Genomic DNA, 15,153 nt, shown 5'->3' on the forward strand with positions numbered 1-15,153 from the left:
CAGCCCGACGCTCAGTGGCGCCGGGCCTGCCTACTGGCCGGCCGCCAGCAGGGCCTGTTTTTCTTCCCGCAGTTTCTCTCCCAGCTGGAACACCGCCATGGCGTAGAAGCTGGAGCGGTTGTAGCGGCTGATCACCCAGAAATTCTGTTCCCCCAGCCAATATTCCGTCGGCGCATCCGGCGTCACCAGATCCACCATGGCATAGCGGGCCCCGTCCGGTCCCGGGACGGCCAGGCCGGCCCGGCGCAGGGCGCTGGCGCTTTGCCGCAGGGTGAGGTCGGTCTGGGTCAGTTCTGGTGGCGGCTCCGTGCCCAGGGGCAGGGCATGGGCCACCGGGGCGCCGGTCTGCCAGCCGTGCTGGGCGAGGAAGCTGGCGACGCTGCCGATGGCGTCCTCCGGGCTGTTGCGCAGATCAATCTGGCCGTCGCCGTCGAAGTCCACGGCGAAGCGGCGCTGGCTGCTGGGCATGAACTGGGGAATGCCGATGGCGCCGGCGTAGGAGCCTTTGATCTCGAGGGGCGACTGGCGGTTCTCCCGGGCCAGCAGCAGGAAGTTTTCCAGCTCGCCGCGGAAGAACTCGGCCCGGGGCGGATAGCGGAAGGCCAGGGTGGCCAGGGCCTGCAGCACGGAATAGCGGCCGGTGTTGCGGCCGTATTCGGTTTCGACGCCGATGATGGCGACGATGATTTCCTCCGGCACGCCATAGACGGCGCTGGCCTTGGCGATGGTGGCGGCGTGGCGCTGCCAGAAAAGCAGGCCCTGCTGGCTGCGGCGGTCGTTCACAAAACGTTCCCGGTAGCGCTGCCAGGAGCGGCGCTCGGCGCTGGCGGCGGGCTGGATGGCGCTGAGTACGGAGGCGTTGGGGCCGGTGGCGGCGAACAGGGATTTCAGTTCCGCCTCGCTGAAGCCGTGGCGCTGGGCCATGTCGGCGGCGAAGGCGGCGGCCTGCTCGTCGTTGGCGAAGGTTTCCTGGGGGCGGGCGCCGGCGGCGAAAGCGGGGGCGGCCAGGAGCGGGATGAATAGGGCGATTCGGGCGGCACTGCGCCGCAAGGCATGTTTCAAGAGGGTCTCCGGGATGGTAGCTCGCGGATGCAGGCGGCTAGCCGTTCTAGCAGTTGTTGTCGGTCACGGGGCGCCAATGGTGGCCCATAGCGCAGGGTGGCGTAAAGCCCCGCAATGGCTTCGGCCTGGGGCGCCAGGGCGGGCAGGCGCTGTCCCAGTCGGCGGCCGTAGGCCAGGGGGCCTTCCCACGGGGCCCGCGCCAGGTCCGGGGCGAGGCGGGCGCTGCGGCGGCAGAAGCGCTGCCACAGGCGCTCTTCCGGGGCCAGGCGGGGGCGCCGGCCCAGGCTCCACAGGGTCAGCAGAAGCAGAAGCAGGCCGCAGGCGGCGGCCAAGGCGGCGCTCATATTGCGCCAGTCCGGCTGCTGCAGGCCGAGGCGGGAGAGCAGCTGGCGCTGGCGTTCCGGGGTGTAGCCGAGGACCCACTGGTTCCAGGCGTTGTTGGCCGCTTCCCAGCGGTGGCGCAGGCGCACCAGCCAATCCAGGTCCACCCGGGCCAGCAGGGGCAGGGCTTCGTCGTCGGGCAGGGCGGCGGCGATGCCGGCCTCGATGCGCGCCGGGGAAATGGCCGCGGTGGGGTCCACCCGCCGCCAGCCCTGGTCTTCCAGCCAGACTTCGGCCCAGGCGTGGGCGTCGGACTGGCGCACCGTCAGGTAGCCGTCCACCGGGTTGATGTCGCCGCCCTGGTAGCCGGTCACCACCCGGGCCGGCACGCCGGCGGCCCGCATCAGGACGACGAAGGCCGAGGCGTAGTGTTCGCAGAAGCCGCGGCGGGTGGCGAACAGGAACTCGTCCACCCCGTCCCGTCCCAGCAGGGGCGCGCGCAGGGTGTAGAAGAAGGGTTCCTGGCGGAAGTGGGCCAGGGCCCGCTGCACCAGGCTGGCCGGGCGGGGATCGGCGCGACGCCACTGTTCCGCCAGTTCCCGGGTGCGCGGATTGCGTTCCGCCGGCAACTGCAGGGCCCGCTGCAACACCAGGGGCTGCTCCTGGCGGTTGTGGCGGTAGTCCAGCACCGAGCGGAAGGCCTGCCGGCTGCGGCTGGTCAGGGGCGCCGGCGCCAGCACCTGCAGGTCGTAGCCGATGCCGGCTTCGGCGGGGACGGCGGTGGGGCTGTCCAGGGCCAGCAGCCAGCGCTGGTTGTGGGGTTCCAGGGTGGTGACGTAGGCCACTTCCGGGCCCCGGGCTTCCACCTGGGGCTTGCGCTGGGGCAGGAAGCGGGGGCGCCAGACGCCGTCGGCGAAATAGTCCAGCACCGGGCCGCGCCAGTAGAGCTGGGAGCGGGGCGGCGTCTCGCCCTGGAACTGGACGCGGAAGGCGATGCTGCCGTTCTGGATGAGATTGGCCAGGCTGCCCGGGGCCATGGTCTCCGAGAGGCCGCTGAGCCCGGCATGGGCGTCCCGGGGCAGGCCCCAGAGGGGGCCGGATATGCGCGGAAAGAGCAGGTACAGCACCAGCATGAAGGGCAGGGCCTGCAGGGTCAGCACACCGGCGTAGCGCAGGCTGGCCAGGGGCCGGGCCCGGTCGTCGCCGTGCAGGCGCAGCAGGGTCGCCGTGAGCAGCACCAGGGCCAGGAGCATCCACAGGCCGGTGGGAATGCTCTGGGAGTGAAAGTAGTGGGTGAGCAGGAGGAAGTAGCCCAGCATCAGCACCACCACCCCGTCCCGGCGCTGCCTCAGTTCCATCAGCTTGAGGGCCAGGAACAGCACCAGCAGGCTGACACCCGCATCCCGGCCGAGGAGGGTGCGGTATTCGACGACGATGGCGGCCAGGCTGCCGAGGGACACCAGGGACAGCAGCCAGCGGGGCGGCAGGGGCAGCTGGCGCAGCCACAGCCAGGCGCGCCAGGCCAGGACCAGACCGGCAATGGCAGTGAGCCAGAGGGGCTGGTGCAGGGTGTGGGGCCCGGCCGTGGCGAGGGCGCACAGCAGCAGCCAGGGCAGCACGCTGTGGGACAGGGGCGCCGGCAGCGGACGGCGCTGCCGGCGCCAGGGCAGGCGCCAGTTCATGGCTGACGGGTTCCCGCAGGCGACCACAGGGCCAGGGTTTCCAGGCAGCGCTGGCGGTGGGCCGGGCCGCTGCCCCGGGGGACGTCCACTCCGGGCAGCTGCAGGCCGTAGCTCAGGCCCTCGGCTTCCGCCGCCAGGACCCAGCCGGTGAGGAGGGAGAGGCCCCGTTCCACGTCGCAGCCCGGGGGCAGGTCCTGCCAGTCAAGGCGGATTTCCTCGGCGCCGCCGCCGGCAAAGTGCTTCACCGGCAGGGGCCGTTCTGCCGGCTCCCGGGCTGCCGCCTTCCAGGCGATGTGGCGCAGGGGGTCGGCCGGCTGGCGCGGACGCAGTCCGGCGAAGTCCTCCTGGCCGTTGCCGCCCCGGCTGTCGCCGGCCTGGGGTACGCTGCGGGCCCGGGGCAGGGGGCTGGACAGGGGGGCGGGATAGACCAGGTGCCGGGCCGCGGGCAGAAAGTAGGCCCAGGCGCGGAAGAGGCCCAGGGGATAGACGCTGGCGACGGTCAGCCGCGGCAGGGGGCGGTAGCCCCGGGGCTGGGGCGGCAGGGGCAGGCTGACGCTGCTGCTGTCCGGGAGCTCCAGTTCCGCCAGGATGGGGCCGGCACCGGCGTCCAGGGCCAGGGCCCGTCGCGGCCGGGTGTCGGGGCGGTCCAGGTGCAGGGTCAGGCGGGCCTGCTCGCCGGCGAAGACCGGAGCCACGGCGCCGGCCTGGAGCCCCAGGCCGAGCAGGTTGCGGAAGGTATGCACCATGGCCACCAGTCCCAGTCCCGCCAGCAGGAACACCAGGGCGTGGCCCAGGGCCAGGTCGTAATTAATGGCCCCCAGGAGCATCACCACCAGGGCCAGGGCGTAGAGGAGGCCGCTGCGGGTGGGCAGGATGTAGATGCGCCGCCGCTCCAGGCGGACTGCGCCGCCCTCGGGCTGGAGACGGAATAGCCAGCGTTGCCAGCGCTGGGCCTGGGCGCGCAGGTCCATGGTCTGCCGGTTCAGGGCAGGGCCACGCCCCGCAGCAGGGCCAGGGCTTCCTCGGGACTGGCATGGCCGCTGCCCTGGGCCAGGGGCAGGCGGTGGCAGGCGAGGGCGGGCCAGACGGCCTGGACGTCTTCCGGCAGCACCTGGCGGCGTCCGGCCAGGTAGGCCCAGGCCCGGGACACCGCCAGCAGGGCCAGGGCGGCCCGGGGGCTGAGGCCGTGGCGGAAGGCGGGGGCGCGCCGGCTGGCTTCCACCAGGGCCTGCACATAGTCGAGCAGGGGCGGCGCCGCATGGACCCGCGCCACCTCGTCCTGCAATCCGGCCAGGGCAGGGGGCGTCAGGCAGGGCGCCAGCGCAGCCACCTGGCTGCGGCGGCCGCCGGATTCGAGCAGGGCCCGTTCGGCCCGGCTGTCCGGGTAGCCCAGTTCCAGGCGCAGGAGGAAACGGTCCAGCTGGGACTCGGGCAGGGGAAAGGTGCCGACCTGGTGGGCCGGGTTCTGGGTGGCGATGACGAAAAAGGGTTCCGGCAGGGGCCGGGTGATGCCTTCGGCGGTCACTTGGTGTTCTTCCATGGCTTCGAGCAGGGCGCTCTGGGTCTTCGGCGTGGCCCGGTTGATTTCGTCCGCCAGCACCACCTGGGTGAAGATGGGCCCGGGGAGGAAGCGGAAGTCGGCGTGTTCCCGGTCGAAGATGGAGACGCCCAGGATGTCCGCCGGCAGCATGTCGCTGGTGAACTGGATGCGCTGGAAGTCCAGGCCCAGTAGCCGGGCCAGGGTGTGGGCCAGGGTTGTCTTGCCGACGCCGGGCAGGTCCTCGATGAGCAGGTGGCCCCGGGCCAGCAGGCAGGCCAGGGCCAGCCGGACCTGGGTGTCCTTGCCGAGGATGACGCGGTTGGCGGCATCGAGGACGGCGGTGATGCCGTCGCCCGGAGAGGTCTGGGAGGCTGGAAGGGGCATGGCTTGTGGCTTCCCGATGTTGGGATAATAATCACAGATGAGAACGGTAGCAGCACGAACGATTATATCCATAACCAAAATCCGGACCGGGAGGAGACGTCTCCGCACAGGAGACAGCGCACCCAGGGCCGCTCAACGCTCGGACGACCTACGTGACCACCACCGCCTTCATTACCCATCGGGACTGCCAGTTGCATGACATGGGGTCCTATCACCCGGAATGTCCCGCCCGTCTCACGGCCATCAGCGACCAGATGATCGCCCAGGGGCTGGATCCCTATTTTTCCTACTATGACGCGCCCCTGGCCACCCTGGAGCAGATGCTGCGCGCCCACTCGCCGGCCTACCTGGAACGGCTCAAGCGCACGGCCCCGGAAAACGGCATCGCCCACCTGGACCCGGATACGGCCATGAATCCCCACACCTGGACGGCGGCCCAACGTTCCGCCGGCGCCGGCGTCATGGCCGTGGACCTGGTGCTGAAGGGCGAGGCGACAGATGCCTTCTGTGCCATCCGTCCCCCCGGCCACCACGCCGAGCGGGAAAACTGCATGGGCTTCTGCTTCGTCAACAACATCGCCGTGGCGGCCCGCCATGCCCTGGAAGTCCATGGCCTGAAGCGGGTGGCCATCGTCGATTTCGACGTGCACCACGGCAACGGCACCGAAGACATCTTCAAGGACGATCCGCGGGTGCTCATGGTCAGCATGTTCCAGCACCCCTTCTTCCCCTACAGCGGGGCCGACGGGACTGCCGACAACATGTGCAACGTGCCCCTGCCGGCCGGCACCGGCGGCGAGGACTTCCGCATGGTCGTTTCCGACATCTGGCTGCCCCGCCTGCACGAGTTCCGGCCCGAGCTGCTGTTCATTTCCGCCGGCTTCGACGCCCACTACGAAGACGACATGGGCAGCATGAAGCTGGTGGAGTCCGACTTCGCCTGGGTCACCCAGCAACTGAAAACGGTGGCCCAGCGCCACTGCCAGGGGCGCATCGTCTCCATGCTGGAAGGCGGTTACGTCCTCTCCTCCCTGGCGCGCAGCGTTTGCGCCCACCTGCGGGCCCTGGCCGATCTCTGAGCCTTGCCCGGGACCCGGGCGCCTCAGGCCCGGGTCACATTCCTTTACACTTCTGCCCTGATCTTCGGGGTAGAATCCTGCGATCATTTTTCCCGAATTCGTGACCTCCATGATTACCGGTTCCATTGTTGCCATCGTCACCCCCATGTCCGACGATGGCCGTCTCGATTACGACAGCCTGAAGAAGCTCATCGATTTCCACGTACAGGAAGGGACGGACGGCATCGTCATCGTCGGCACCAGCGGCGAGTCCCCCACCGTCAATGTGGACGAGCATGCCGAGCTGATCCGTACCACGGTCAAGCATGCAGCCGGCCGGATTCCGGTGATCGCCGGTACCGGCGCCAATTCCACTTCCGAGGCCATCGAGCTGACCCGCTTCGCCAAGAGCGTCGGCGCCGATGCGGCCCTCTCCGTGGTGCCCTACTACAACAAGCCGACCCAGGAAGGCCTGTACCAGCATTTCCGTTCCATCGCCGAAGCGGTGGACATCCCGGTGATTCTCTACAACGTGCCCGGCCGTACCGTGGCGGACATGTCCAACGACACCGCCCTGCGCCTGGCCCAGATCGACAACGTGGTGGGCATCAAGGACGCCACCGGCAACCTGGAGCGCGGCGCCGACCTGATCGCCCGCGCCCCGGCCGACTTCGCCGTCTATAGCGGCGACGACGCTTCCGCCGTGGCCCTGATCCTGCTGGGCGGCAAGGGCGACATTTCCGTCACCGCCAACGTGGCGCCGCGCCTGATGCACGAAATGTGCGCCGCCGCCCTGGCCGGCGACGTGGCCAAGGCCCGGGAAATCCACTTCAAGCTGCTGGGACTGCACCGCCATCTGTTCTGCGAAGCCAATCCCATCCCGGTGAAGTGGGCCGTGCAGCAACTGGGCCTCATCCCCGGCGGCATCCGCCTGCCCCTGACCACCCTCTCGCCCGAATGCCACGAGCGGGTGCGCTCTGCCATGCGCCAGGCCGGCGTGCTTGCCTAAGTTACGGAATCCCATGAAGCGTATCGTTTGCACGCCCCTGGTGGCGTCCCTCCTGCTGGCAGGGTGCAGCGGCATCCTGCCGGAATCGAAGAAGATTGATTACAAGTCGGCCATCAAGGCCCCGACCCTGGAGATTCCTCCGGACCTGACCTCCCCCACCCGGGATGACCGCTATGCGGTGCCGGATACGGGCGGCCGCGGCAGCGCCACCTTCTCCGCCTATGCGGCCGAGCGGGATCCCCAGGCCCGGGGCTCCGCCAAGAGCAGCGAAGTGCTGCCTCAGGTGGACAAGACCCGCATCGAGCGTTCCGGTACCCAGCGGTGGCTGGTGGTGGCCGGCACCCCCGACCAGGTCTGGCCCATGATCAAGGACTTCTGGCAGGAAACCGGCTTCCTGGTCAATGTGGAAGTGCCCGAGGCCGGCGTGATGGAAACCGACTGGGCTGAAAACCGCGCCAAGATCGGCGAGGACATCATCCGCAGCACCCTGGGCAAGATGTTCGACTCCCTCTATTCCACCGCCGAGCGCGACAAGTTCCGCACCCGTATCGAGCCGGGGGCCGAGCCGGGCACCGTGGATATTTTCATCAGCCATCGCGGCATGTATGAGGTGTATATCTCCGAAGGCAAGGACCAGACCCGCTGGCAGCCTAGGGAAGCGGATCCGGAACTGGAGGCGGAGATGCTGCGCCGCCTGATGGTCCGTTTCGGCACGGAAGAGAAGAAGGCCGAGGCCATGGTGGCTGCGGCTAAGGACCGTCAGGTCGAGCGGGCCAAACTGACCCGGGCCGATGACGGCCAGGGCGCCCTGGAACTGCAGGAACGCTTCGACCGGGCCTGGCGCCGCGTCGGCCTGTCCCTGGATCGGGTCGGCTTCACCGTGGAAGACCGGGATCGCTCCAAGGGTCTGTTCTTCGTCCGTTATGTGGACCCGGAAGTGGACGACAAGAAGGCCGACAAGAGCTTCATGTCCAAGCTGGCCTTCTGGAAGGGTGACGACAAGTCCGATTCCAAGATCCAGTACCGCATCCTGGTGAAGGATCAGGGCAGCAGTTGTACCGTCCAGGTGCTTTCCCGCGAAGGCGGTGTGGACCGTTCCGATACCGCCAAGAAGATTCTGGGCCTGCTGTACGAACAGTTGAAGTAAGCGACCGCCGCCATGCGCTTCGCCTCCCTGGGAAGCGGCAGCCGGGGCAACGGTCTGTTGGTCGAGTCCGGTGGCACGCGCGTGCTGCTGGACTGCGGCTTCTCCCTGCGGGAAGCCACTTACCGGCTGCAGCGCCTGGGGGTGGAGCCGGAAACCCTGGCCGGCGTGCTGGTCACCCATGAGCATTCCGACCATCTGGCCGGTGTGGTGCGCCTGGCTGCCAGGTTCAACCTGCCGGTGTGGCTGACTCCGGGTACCGCGACCATGCTGCCGGAGTCCGAGTCCGCCTACGGGCAGCTACGGCGTATCGACAGCCAGCAGTCCCTGGCTGTCGGCGATCTGGAAATCCTGCCTTTCACCGTACCCCACGATGCCCGGGAGCCCGTCCAGTATGTCTTTGGCGACGGCAACCGGCGCCTGGGCGTGCTCACCGATTGCGGCAGCCTGACCTCCCACGTGCTGGAGGTATTGCAGGCCTGCGATGGCCTGTTCCTCGAATGCAACCACGATCCGGATCTGCTGGCTGCATCTGCTTATCCCCCCTTTCTCAAGCGCCGTATCGGCGGCAGCCATGGCCACCTGGCCAACGACGTGGCGGCGGAATTGCTGACCCGTTTGGATACTTCCACCCTGCAGCATGTGGTGGCCGCCCATCTGAGCGAGAAGTGCAACCGGCCCGAACTGGCCGTGGCCGCCTTGAGCGGGGCCCTGGGTTGTGCAGCGGAGTGGATCGGGGTGGCGGATCAGGAAAACGGGGTGGGGTGGCGCAGCTTCTGCTGATGGGGCCTGGGGGAGTTGCTTCTCGCCCGGGAAAAAACAGGCAATAAAAAAGCCGACCCGGAGGTCGGCTTTTTTCTACTGCGCAACAGCGAGATTACTTCTTCTCGGCGGGAGCGGCAGCAGCTTCAGCGGGGGCAGCAGCGGCGGGAGCAGCAGCGCCTTCAGCGGGCTTGGCAGCGTCAGCAGCGGGAGCAGCAGCTTCAGCGGGGGCAGCAGCGGGAGCGGCCGGAGCAGCGGGGGCTTCAGCAGCGGGAGCCGGAGCGGCGACGACGGGTTCTTCTTTCTTGCCGCAAGCGGAAACGGCCAGGGCAACCAGAGCAGCAACGAGGAGAGAGTGCTTCATTGTTTATTCCCTATCAATTAGTGTGTGATCCAAACAATCCTGAGGCTGATCAGCCAGGGGGGGCTAATCAGGGCGGCATTATAGCAGTAAATTCAGCCGGGTATAGCCTGCAAGGCCCTTTTCTATACGCCTGGCATGTAACAGATTGTCACAGACCCAGGGGGGTATGGGCGACCGCGCTGCACCCTTCGGCCAGGATGGACTCGAAACGCTTGGCGTAGGGGTGGCAGGCCCGGGCATCGGCCTCGATGCATTTGCCCCGGGGCTGTTCCCGGTGGAAACGCAGCAGGGCGTGCTCGGAATCGATCAGGACCATGGCGTCCTGCAGGTTGGCCAGGCTTTCCGGGGCCTGCAGCCAGGTGAAGGCGTGGCCGTGCTGGCGCGCCAGCTGTACCAGCCGGGGGCAGCCGGTCTGGCTGGGGCCGGGGTGCTGCAGCACCAGGGTCAGGCGGGTATTGGGGCGGCGCAGGAACTCCTGCAGCAGGGCGATCCGCTCCGGGCTTTCCAGCGGAAAACTGGACAGGTCGCCGTCGAAGATGCGGATGGACTGCTGCGCCAGGGGCAGCAGCTGGAGCAGGGCCGCATCCAGTTCGGTGCGGCTGGTGAGAAGGCGTTCAGGCATGGTGGGCTCCCGTGGAGTGCCTACCATAGCAACCGCCATGGGGCGGCGCAACCGCTGCCGCCGGCTGGCTTTGCCTTTGCCGGCGCGCTGGTAGAATGGCGCCTTTTTTCGGGGGATGGGCCCATGCCTGTCGGCAAGATCGAATCCTTGGACCACGACGCCCGGGGCGTGACGCGCCTGGAGGGCAAGACCGTGTTCGTGGAAGGTGCCCTCCCCGGGGAAACGGTGGAGTACGCCCTGTTCCGGGAGAAACCCAATTACGCCGTGGGTGAGGTCAGCGCCGTGCTGCGCCCCTCCTGCGCCCGGGTTCCTCCCCGCTGTCCCCATTTCGGCACCTGCGGCGGCTGCAGCATGCAGCACCTGGAGCCCACCGCCCAGGTGGCGGCCAAGCAGCGCCTGCTGGAAAACAACCTGTGGCACCTGGCCCGGCTCAAGCCGGAGCAGGTCTACAACCCCATCTACGGCCCTACCTGGGGCTATCGCCACCGGGCCCGGCTGACCGTGCGCATGGTGGAATCCAAGGGGATGCTGGTGGGCTTCCACGAGAAGCGCAGCAGCTATGTGGCCGACCTGCATACCTGTCCCATCCTGCCGGCCCACGTTTCCGACCTGCTGGTGCCCCTGCGCCAGCTCTTCGTGCGCCTCTCGATCCGGGACCGGCTGCCCCAGGTGGAAATCGCCGTGGGCGAGAAGTGCACGGTCATGGTGCTGCGCATCCTGGAGCCCCTCAGCGGGGCCGACGAGAAGCTGCTGCGGGCCTTTGCCGACGAGCACGGCATCGTTTTTTTCCTGCAGCCCAAGGGACCGGCTTCGGCCTACCGCTTCCATCCCGTGGATGGTCCTGACCTCTCCTACCTGCTGCCGGAGTTCGGGCTGGAAATGCGTTTTTCCCCCACCGAATTCACCCAGGTCAATCCGGGCATCAACCAGATGCTCATCCGCCGCGCCATGCGTCTGCTGGACCCGCAGCCCGGGGAGCGCATCGCCGACCTGTTCTGCGGCCTGGGCAACTTCACCCTGCCCATCGCCCGCAGCGGCGCCCGGGTGGTGGGGGTGGAAGGCCTCAAGGAACTGACCCGGCGGGCCGAGGAGAATGCGGCGGCCAACGGCCTGGCTGCCAACGTTTCCTTCGGCGTCGCCAATCTCTTTGAATGCACGCCCAAGTCCCTCGGTGCCCTGGGCCATTTCGACAAGATGCTGATCGACCCGCCCCGGGAAGGGGCGGTGGAAGTGGTCAAGGCCCTGGGGGAGGATAGTCCCGGCCGCATCGTCTATGTCTCCTGCAACCCCTCCACCCTGGCCCGGGACGCGGCCATCCTGGTGCATCAGAAGGGCTACCGCTTCAGCGGTGCCGGCATCGTGAACATGTTCCCCCACACTTCCCACGTGGAATCCATCGCCCTGTTCGAGAAGGCATAGCCGCCAAAAATCAGGTGCCCCGGAAAGTAGAAGGGACGCCATTCTCCAGCTTGATGCTCTGGAGAATGGCGTCCCTCTTGCCTTTCAGGGTGCCTGCCACTTCAGCCCCATGGGCGCCTCAATCTCGGTGCCCTCGGTGTCCTCTGTGGCTAAAAAGCCCTTAACCCACCTCAGCCGATCATCCCCGCGCCGATGGTGTTGTTGGTGCTTTCATCGATGACGATGAAGGCGCCGGTGGCCCGGTTCTGGCTGTAGGGGTCGATGAACAGGGGCTGGGCCAGCTTGAAGCTGACGCGGGCGATGTCGTTCATCTGCAGCTTGTCCGTGGCCTGCTGTTCCAGGGTGTTCACGTCCACCCGGTAATCGATGCTGGCCACCTTGGCCTTCACTTCCCGGGTGGTGTGGCGGATCAGGTAGGTGCGGGCCCGGTCCAGGGGCGTTTCCGCCAGCCAGCAGACGGTGGTGTCGATCTGCTTCACCACCTGGGGCTGGGCCGCGCTGCGCACGATCATGTCGCCCCGGGAAATGTCGATCTCGTCTTCCAGCAGCAGGGTCACGGATTGCTCGGAAACGGCCGCGGGAATGCTCTGGCCGCCGATCTGGATGTCCTTGACCCTGGTTTCCCGGCCGGAAGGCAGCACGGTGACCGCTTCACCGACAGCCAGCTCGCCGGATTCGACCCGGCCCATGAAGCCCCGGTAGTCGTGCAGTTCCGGATTGGCAGAATCCTGGGGGCGGCAGACGAACTGCACCGGGAAGCGGAAGGCTTCGGCCTGCTCGCTGTGGGCGCCGGGAGCGGCCTCCAGGATTTCCAGCAGGGTCGGGCCCTTGTACCAGGAAAGGGATTCTCCCCGGTCCACCACCATGTCGCCGTTGAGGGCGGAGAGGGGGATGAAGCGCACGTCCTCGATGCCCAGCTGGGCGGCGAAGGCCAGGTAGTCGGCCTTGATCTTCTCGAACACGGCCTGGTCGTAATTGACCAGATCCATCTTGTTCACCGCCACCAGCAGGTGTGGAATGTTCACCAGGTGGGCCAGGTAGGAGTGGCGCCGGGTCTGGGTCAGCACGCCCTTGCGCGCATCCACCAGGATGATGGCCAGGTTGGCGGTGGAGGCGGCGGTCACCATGTTGCGGGTGTACTGCTCGTGGCCTGGGGCGTCGGCGATGATGTACTTGCGGGTGCCGGTGCTGAAGTAGCGGTAGGCCACGTCGATGGTGATGCCCTGTTCCCGCTCGGCCTGCAGGCCGTCGGTGAGCAGGGAGAGGTCCACCGCTTCCATGCCGCGCTTCTGGGAAGTGCGCTCGATGGCGGAGAGGGTGTCGGCCAGGATGGTCTTGGTGTCGAACAGCAGGCGCCCGATCAGGGTGCTCTTGCCGTCGTCCACGCTGCCGCAGGTGAGGAAGCGCAGCAGGCCGTGATCTTCAATTTTTTCGGGGGCGGACATCAGAAATACCCTTCCTTCTTACGCTGTTCCATGGAGGCCTCGCTGGTCTGGTCGTCCAGACGGGTGGCGCCCCGTTCGGTGATGGTGGTGGTGGCGGTTTCGAGAACGATCTTCTCCACCGTGTCGGCGTCGGATTCGACCGGGGCGGTGCAGGAGATATCGCCCACGGTGCGGAAGCGTACCTGCAGGTCGATGATTTCCTCGCCGGCCTTGGGCAGGTTGGTCAGCTCGCCGGAAACCAGGGGCACATTGACCGGGACGATGGCGCCCTGGCGCATCACCACCGGGCGGGTGTGGGCGAAGTAGATGGAGGGCAGCTCCAGGCCTTCCCGCTCGATGTACTGCCAGACGTCCATTTCCGTCCAGTTGGAGATGGGGAAGGCGCGGATGTTCTCGCCCTTGTGGGCCCGGGCGTTGTAGAGGTTCCACAGCTCGGGGCGCTGGTTCTTCGGGTCCCATTGGCCGAACTCGTCGCGGAAGCTCATGATGCGCTCCTTGGCCCGGGCCTTTTCTTCGTCCCGGCGGGCGCCGCCGATGCAGCAGTCGAAACCGAATTCCTCAATGGCTTCGAGCAGGGTCACGGACTGGTGCTTATTGCGGGATTCGCCCTCGTGCTTGAGCACCACGGTGCCGCGCTTCATGGAGTCTTCCACGGAACGCACGATGAGGCGCTCGCCCAGCTCGGCGGCCCGCTTGTCGCGGAATTCCACCACTTCCTGGTAGTTGTGGCCGGTGTCGATGTGCATCAGGGGGAAGGGGAAGCGGCCTGGGCGGAAGGCCTTTTCGGCGATGCGCAGCATGCAGATGGAGTCCTTGCCGCCGGAGAAGAGCAGCACCGGGTTGGCGCACTGGCCGGCCACTTCACGCATGATGTGAATGGCCTCCGCCTCGAGCCAGTCGAGGTGGGAGAGGGTTTGCTTGGTCAGAGTGGTCATTTTTCAGTACCGGGTCGCAACGTTTTCTAAGATCGGCGGAGCTTGCAGGCGAGGCCTACTTCTTGTGCAGCCCGCATTCCTTGGTCTCGGGATTGTGTCTTCGGCCGGTGCTAGCGCACCTTAACTTTTGCAAAGTTAGCCTACGACGAAATCCTTCAACTTACTTCTTGTGCAAGCCACACTCCTTCGTTTCAGGATTTTCCCACCACCAGCGGCCGGAGCGGATGTCTTCGCCGGGGGTGACGGAGCGGGTACAGGGGGCGCAGCCGATGCTGGGGTAGAACTGGTCGTGCAGCTTGTTGTAGGGCACGCCATTATCCAGCAGATAGGCCCACACTTCCTTCTCGCTCCAGTCGGCCAGGGGGTTGAACTTCTCCAGGCCGTTGGCTTCGTCGAACAGGCGCACCGCCAGGCCGTCCCGGGTGGCGGCCTGCTGGGCGCGCATGCCGGTGATCCAGGCCTGCTTGCCGGCCAGGGCCCGCTGCAGGGGCTCCACCTTGCGCACGTAGCAACAGCCCTTGCGCAGTTCGATGGATTCGTAAAAGGCGTTGATGCCGTTGGCCCGCACGTATTCCTCGGTGAGGTCGTGGCGGGGGTAGAAAACCTTGAGCTTGAGGCCGTAGTGCTGTTGCACGGCGGCCATCAGGTCGTAGGTTTCCAGGGGCAGGCGGCCCGTATCCAGGGAGAAGATTTCGATGGGCAGGCCCGCCTTGACGATGAGGTCGGTCAGCACCATGTCCTCGGCCCCCAGGCTGTTGGCGAAGGTGGCCGGGGAGAAGTCCCGGGCGATCTGGGCCAGCAGGGTCTTGGCGGCTTCCGCCTTGGCTGCGGTGGCGGCTCGCAGCTCGTCGGAGACGCGGAACTGGGCGGGAATGACGCTCATGCGGCCCTCCGGCGGAAGAGGGGCTGGGGCTGGTCCACCGCGGCCTGGTAGGGGGTCTTGAAGGTGTCGAAGAGGGCCAGGGCCTTGTCCGCGTCCTTGTCGGCGCGCAGGGCGAAGGCGTCGATGCCGCAGCGGGCCATGAGGAACAGCTGGTCCGGCAGCACGTCGCCGATGGCGCGGATCTCGCCCTGGTAGCCGTAGCGTTCCCGCAGCAGGCGGGCGGCGGAGTAGCCGCGGCCGTCGGTGAATTTGGGGAAATCCACGGCGATCACGGACAGCTGGGCCAGGTCGTCGGCCAGGCTTTCGGGACCTTCGCCGGCGGCCAGCCACACGCCCACCGGGGCGGCGGGGCTGGAAGCGGCCAGCAGCGCGGATTTCCGGGCATGCCAGACGGAGAGGGGCACCAGTACCGGGCCCTGGGGCAGGTCAATGGTGTCGGCCGTCTCGCCTTCGGCCAGGCGCAGCACGCTCCAGCTGTCTTCAACGACGGCGCGGTTCTTGATGATGCGGGTCATGGTCGTTC

At 67.4% G+C, this 15,153-nt stretch carries 15 protein-coding genes; 5 read left to right on the plus strand and 10 right to left on the minus strand.

Annotation, left to right across the window (positions count from 1 at the left end):
* Window positions 1-30: 30 nt before the first annotated feature.
* The 4 genes from mltB to OEL49_RS04425 are packed head-to-tail and all read right to left on the minus strand — an operon-like array spanning window position 31 to window position 4,989.
* On the minus strand, window positions 31-1,062 hold the full coding sequence (mltB, locus tag OEL49_RS04410) for a lytic murein transglycosylase B (RefSeq protein ID WP_287874082.1): 1,032 nt from the start codon (window positions 1,060-1,062) through the stop codon (window positions 31-33).
* Window positions 1,059-3,065: a transglutaminase TgpA family protein gene (locus tag OEL49_RS04415; protein ID WP_287874083.1), complete on the minus strand. Its 2,007-nt coding sequence runs from the start codon at window positions 3,063-3,065 to the stop codon at window positions 1,059-1,061. Before OEL49_RS04415 ends, mltB begins: the two co-directional genes overlap by 4 nt.
* Window positions 3,062-4,036, minus strand: coding sequence for a DUF58 domain-containing protein (locus OEL49_RS04420; RefSeq protein WP_014237044.1), 975 nt, complete (start codon window positions 4,034-4,036; stop codon window positions 3,062-3,064). Before OEL49_RS04420 ends, OEL49_RS04415 begins: the two co-directional genes overlap by 4 nt.
* Window positions 4,037-4,047: 11 nt before the next feature.
* Entirely contained in the window at window positions 4,048-4,989 is a 942-nt protein-coding gene (locus OEL49_RS04425; protein ID WP_014237045.1) for an AAA family ATPase, read from the minus strand.
* Window positions 4,990-5,141: 152 nt separating this feature from the next.
* Between OEL49_RS04425 and OEL49_RS04430 the strand changes: the two genes are divergently transcribed.
* The 4 genes from OEL49_RS04430 to OEL49_RS04445 all read left to right on the plus strand — a co-directional run bounded on the left by OEL49_RS04430 (window position 5,142) and on the right by OEL49_RS04445 (window position 8,983).
* On the plus strand, window positions 5,142-6,068 hold the full coding sequence (locus OEL49_RS04430; protein ID WP_014237046.1) for a histone deacetylase family protein: 927 nt from the start codon (window positions 5,142-5,144) through the stop codon (window positions 6,066-6,068).
* Window positions 6,069-6,177: 109 nt separating this feature from the next.
* On the plus strand, window positions 6,178-7,056 hold the full coding sequence (gene dapA / locus OEL49_RS04435) for a 4-hydroxy-tetrahydrodipicolinate synthase (protein WP_014237047.1): 879 nt from the start codon (window positions 6,178-6,180) through the stop codon (window positions 7,054-7,056).
* Window positions 7,057-7,069: 13 nt separating this feature from the next.
* Window positions 7,070-8,203, plus strand: a complete 1,134-nt coding sequence (bamC, locus tag OEL49_RS04440) for an outer membrane protein assembly factor BamC (RefSeq protein WP_014237048.1) — start codon at window positions 7,070-7,072, stop codon at window positions 8,201-8,203.
* A 12-nt stretch (window positions 8,204-8,215) separates the two neighbouring features.
* Window positions 8,216-8,983 carry an MBL fold metallo-hydrolase gene (locus OEL49_RS04445; protein WP_014237049.1) on the plus strand — a complete coding sequence of 256 codons (768 nt, stop codon included), beginning with the start codon at window positions 8,216-8,218 and terminating at the stop codon, window positions 8,981-8,983.
* A 94-nt stretch (window positions 8,984-9,077) separates the two neighbouring features.
* On the opposite strand, the gene OEL49_RS04450 is transcribed toward OEL49_RS04445, so the two are convergent.
* A complete protein-coding gene (locus OEL49_RS04450) occupies window positions 9,078-9,326 on the minus strand; it encodes a hypothetical protein (RefSeq protein ID WP_083833950.1) in 249 nt (82 codons plus the stop codon).
* Window positions 9,327-9,474: 148 nt separating this feature from the next.
* Entirely contained in the window at window positions 9,475-9,948 is a 474-nt protein-coding gene (locus OEL49_RS04455) for a hypothetical protein (protein ID WP_014237050.1), read from the minus strand.
* Window positions 9,949-10,071: 123 nt separating this feature from the next.
* On the opposite strand from OEL49_RS04455, the gene rlmD reads away from it, so the two are divergent.
* Window positions 10,072-11,367 (plus strand): 23S rRNA (uracil(1939)-C(5))-methyltransferase RlmD, encoded by a 1,296-nt coding sequence (gene rlmD / locus OEL49_RS04460; protein WP_014237051.1) that lies wholly within the window; start codon window positions 10,072-10,074, stop codon window positions 11,365-11,367.
* Window positions 11,368-11,537: 170 nt separating this feature from the next.
* Here the strand turns inward: rlmD and cysN are convergent, their stop codons facing one another.
* From cysN to OEL49_RS04480, 4 genes are all read right to left on the minus strand, one after another.
* Window positions 11,538-12,812, minus strand: a complete 1,275-nt coding sequence (gene cysN, locus OEL49_RS04465) for a sulfate adenylyltransferase subunit CysN (RefSeq protein ID WP_014237052.1) — start codon at window positions 12,810-12,812, stop codon at window positions 11,538-11,540.
* Entirely contained in the window at window positions 12,812-13,747 is a 936-nt protein-coding gene (cysD, locus tag OEL49_RS04470; RefSeq protein ID WP_014237053.1) for a sulfate adenylyltransferase subunit CysD, read from the minus strand. The genes cysN and cysD overlap by 1 nt, the downstream gene beginning before the upstream one ends.
* Window positions 13,748-13,907: 160 nt before the next feature.
* On the minus strand, window positions 13,908-14,630 hold the full coding sequence (locus tag OEL49_RS04475; RefSeq protein WP_014237054.1) for a phosphoadenylyl-sulfate reductase: 723 nt from the start codon (window positions 14,628-14,630) through the stop codon (window positions 13,908-13,910).
* Window positions 14,627-15,145, minus strand: a complete 519-nt coding sequence (locus OEL49_RS04480; RefSeq protein ID WP_014237055.1) for a DUF934 domain-containing protein — start codon at window positions 15,143-15,145, stop codon at window positions 14,627-14,629. Before OEL49_RS04480 ends, OEL49_RS04475 begins: the two co-directional genes overlap by 4 nt.
* Window positions 15,146-15,153 lie beyond the last annotated feature (8 nt).

Source organism: Azospira sp., assembly GCF_030247495.1.
GTDB lineage: Bacteria > Pseudomonadota > Gammaproteobacteria > Burkholderiales > Rhodocyclaceae > Azospira > Azospira oryzae.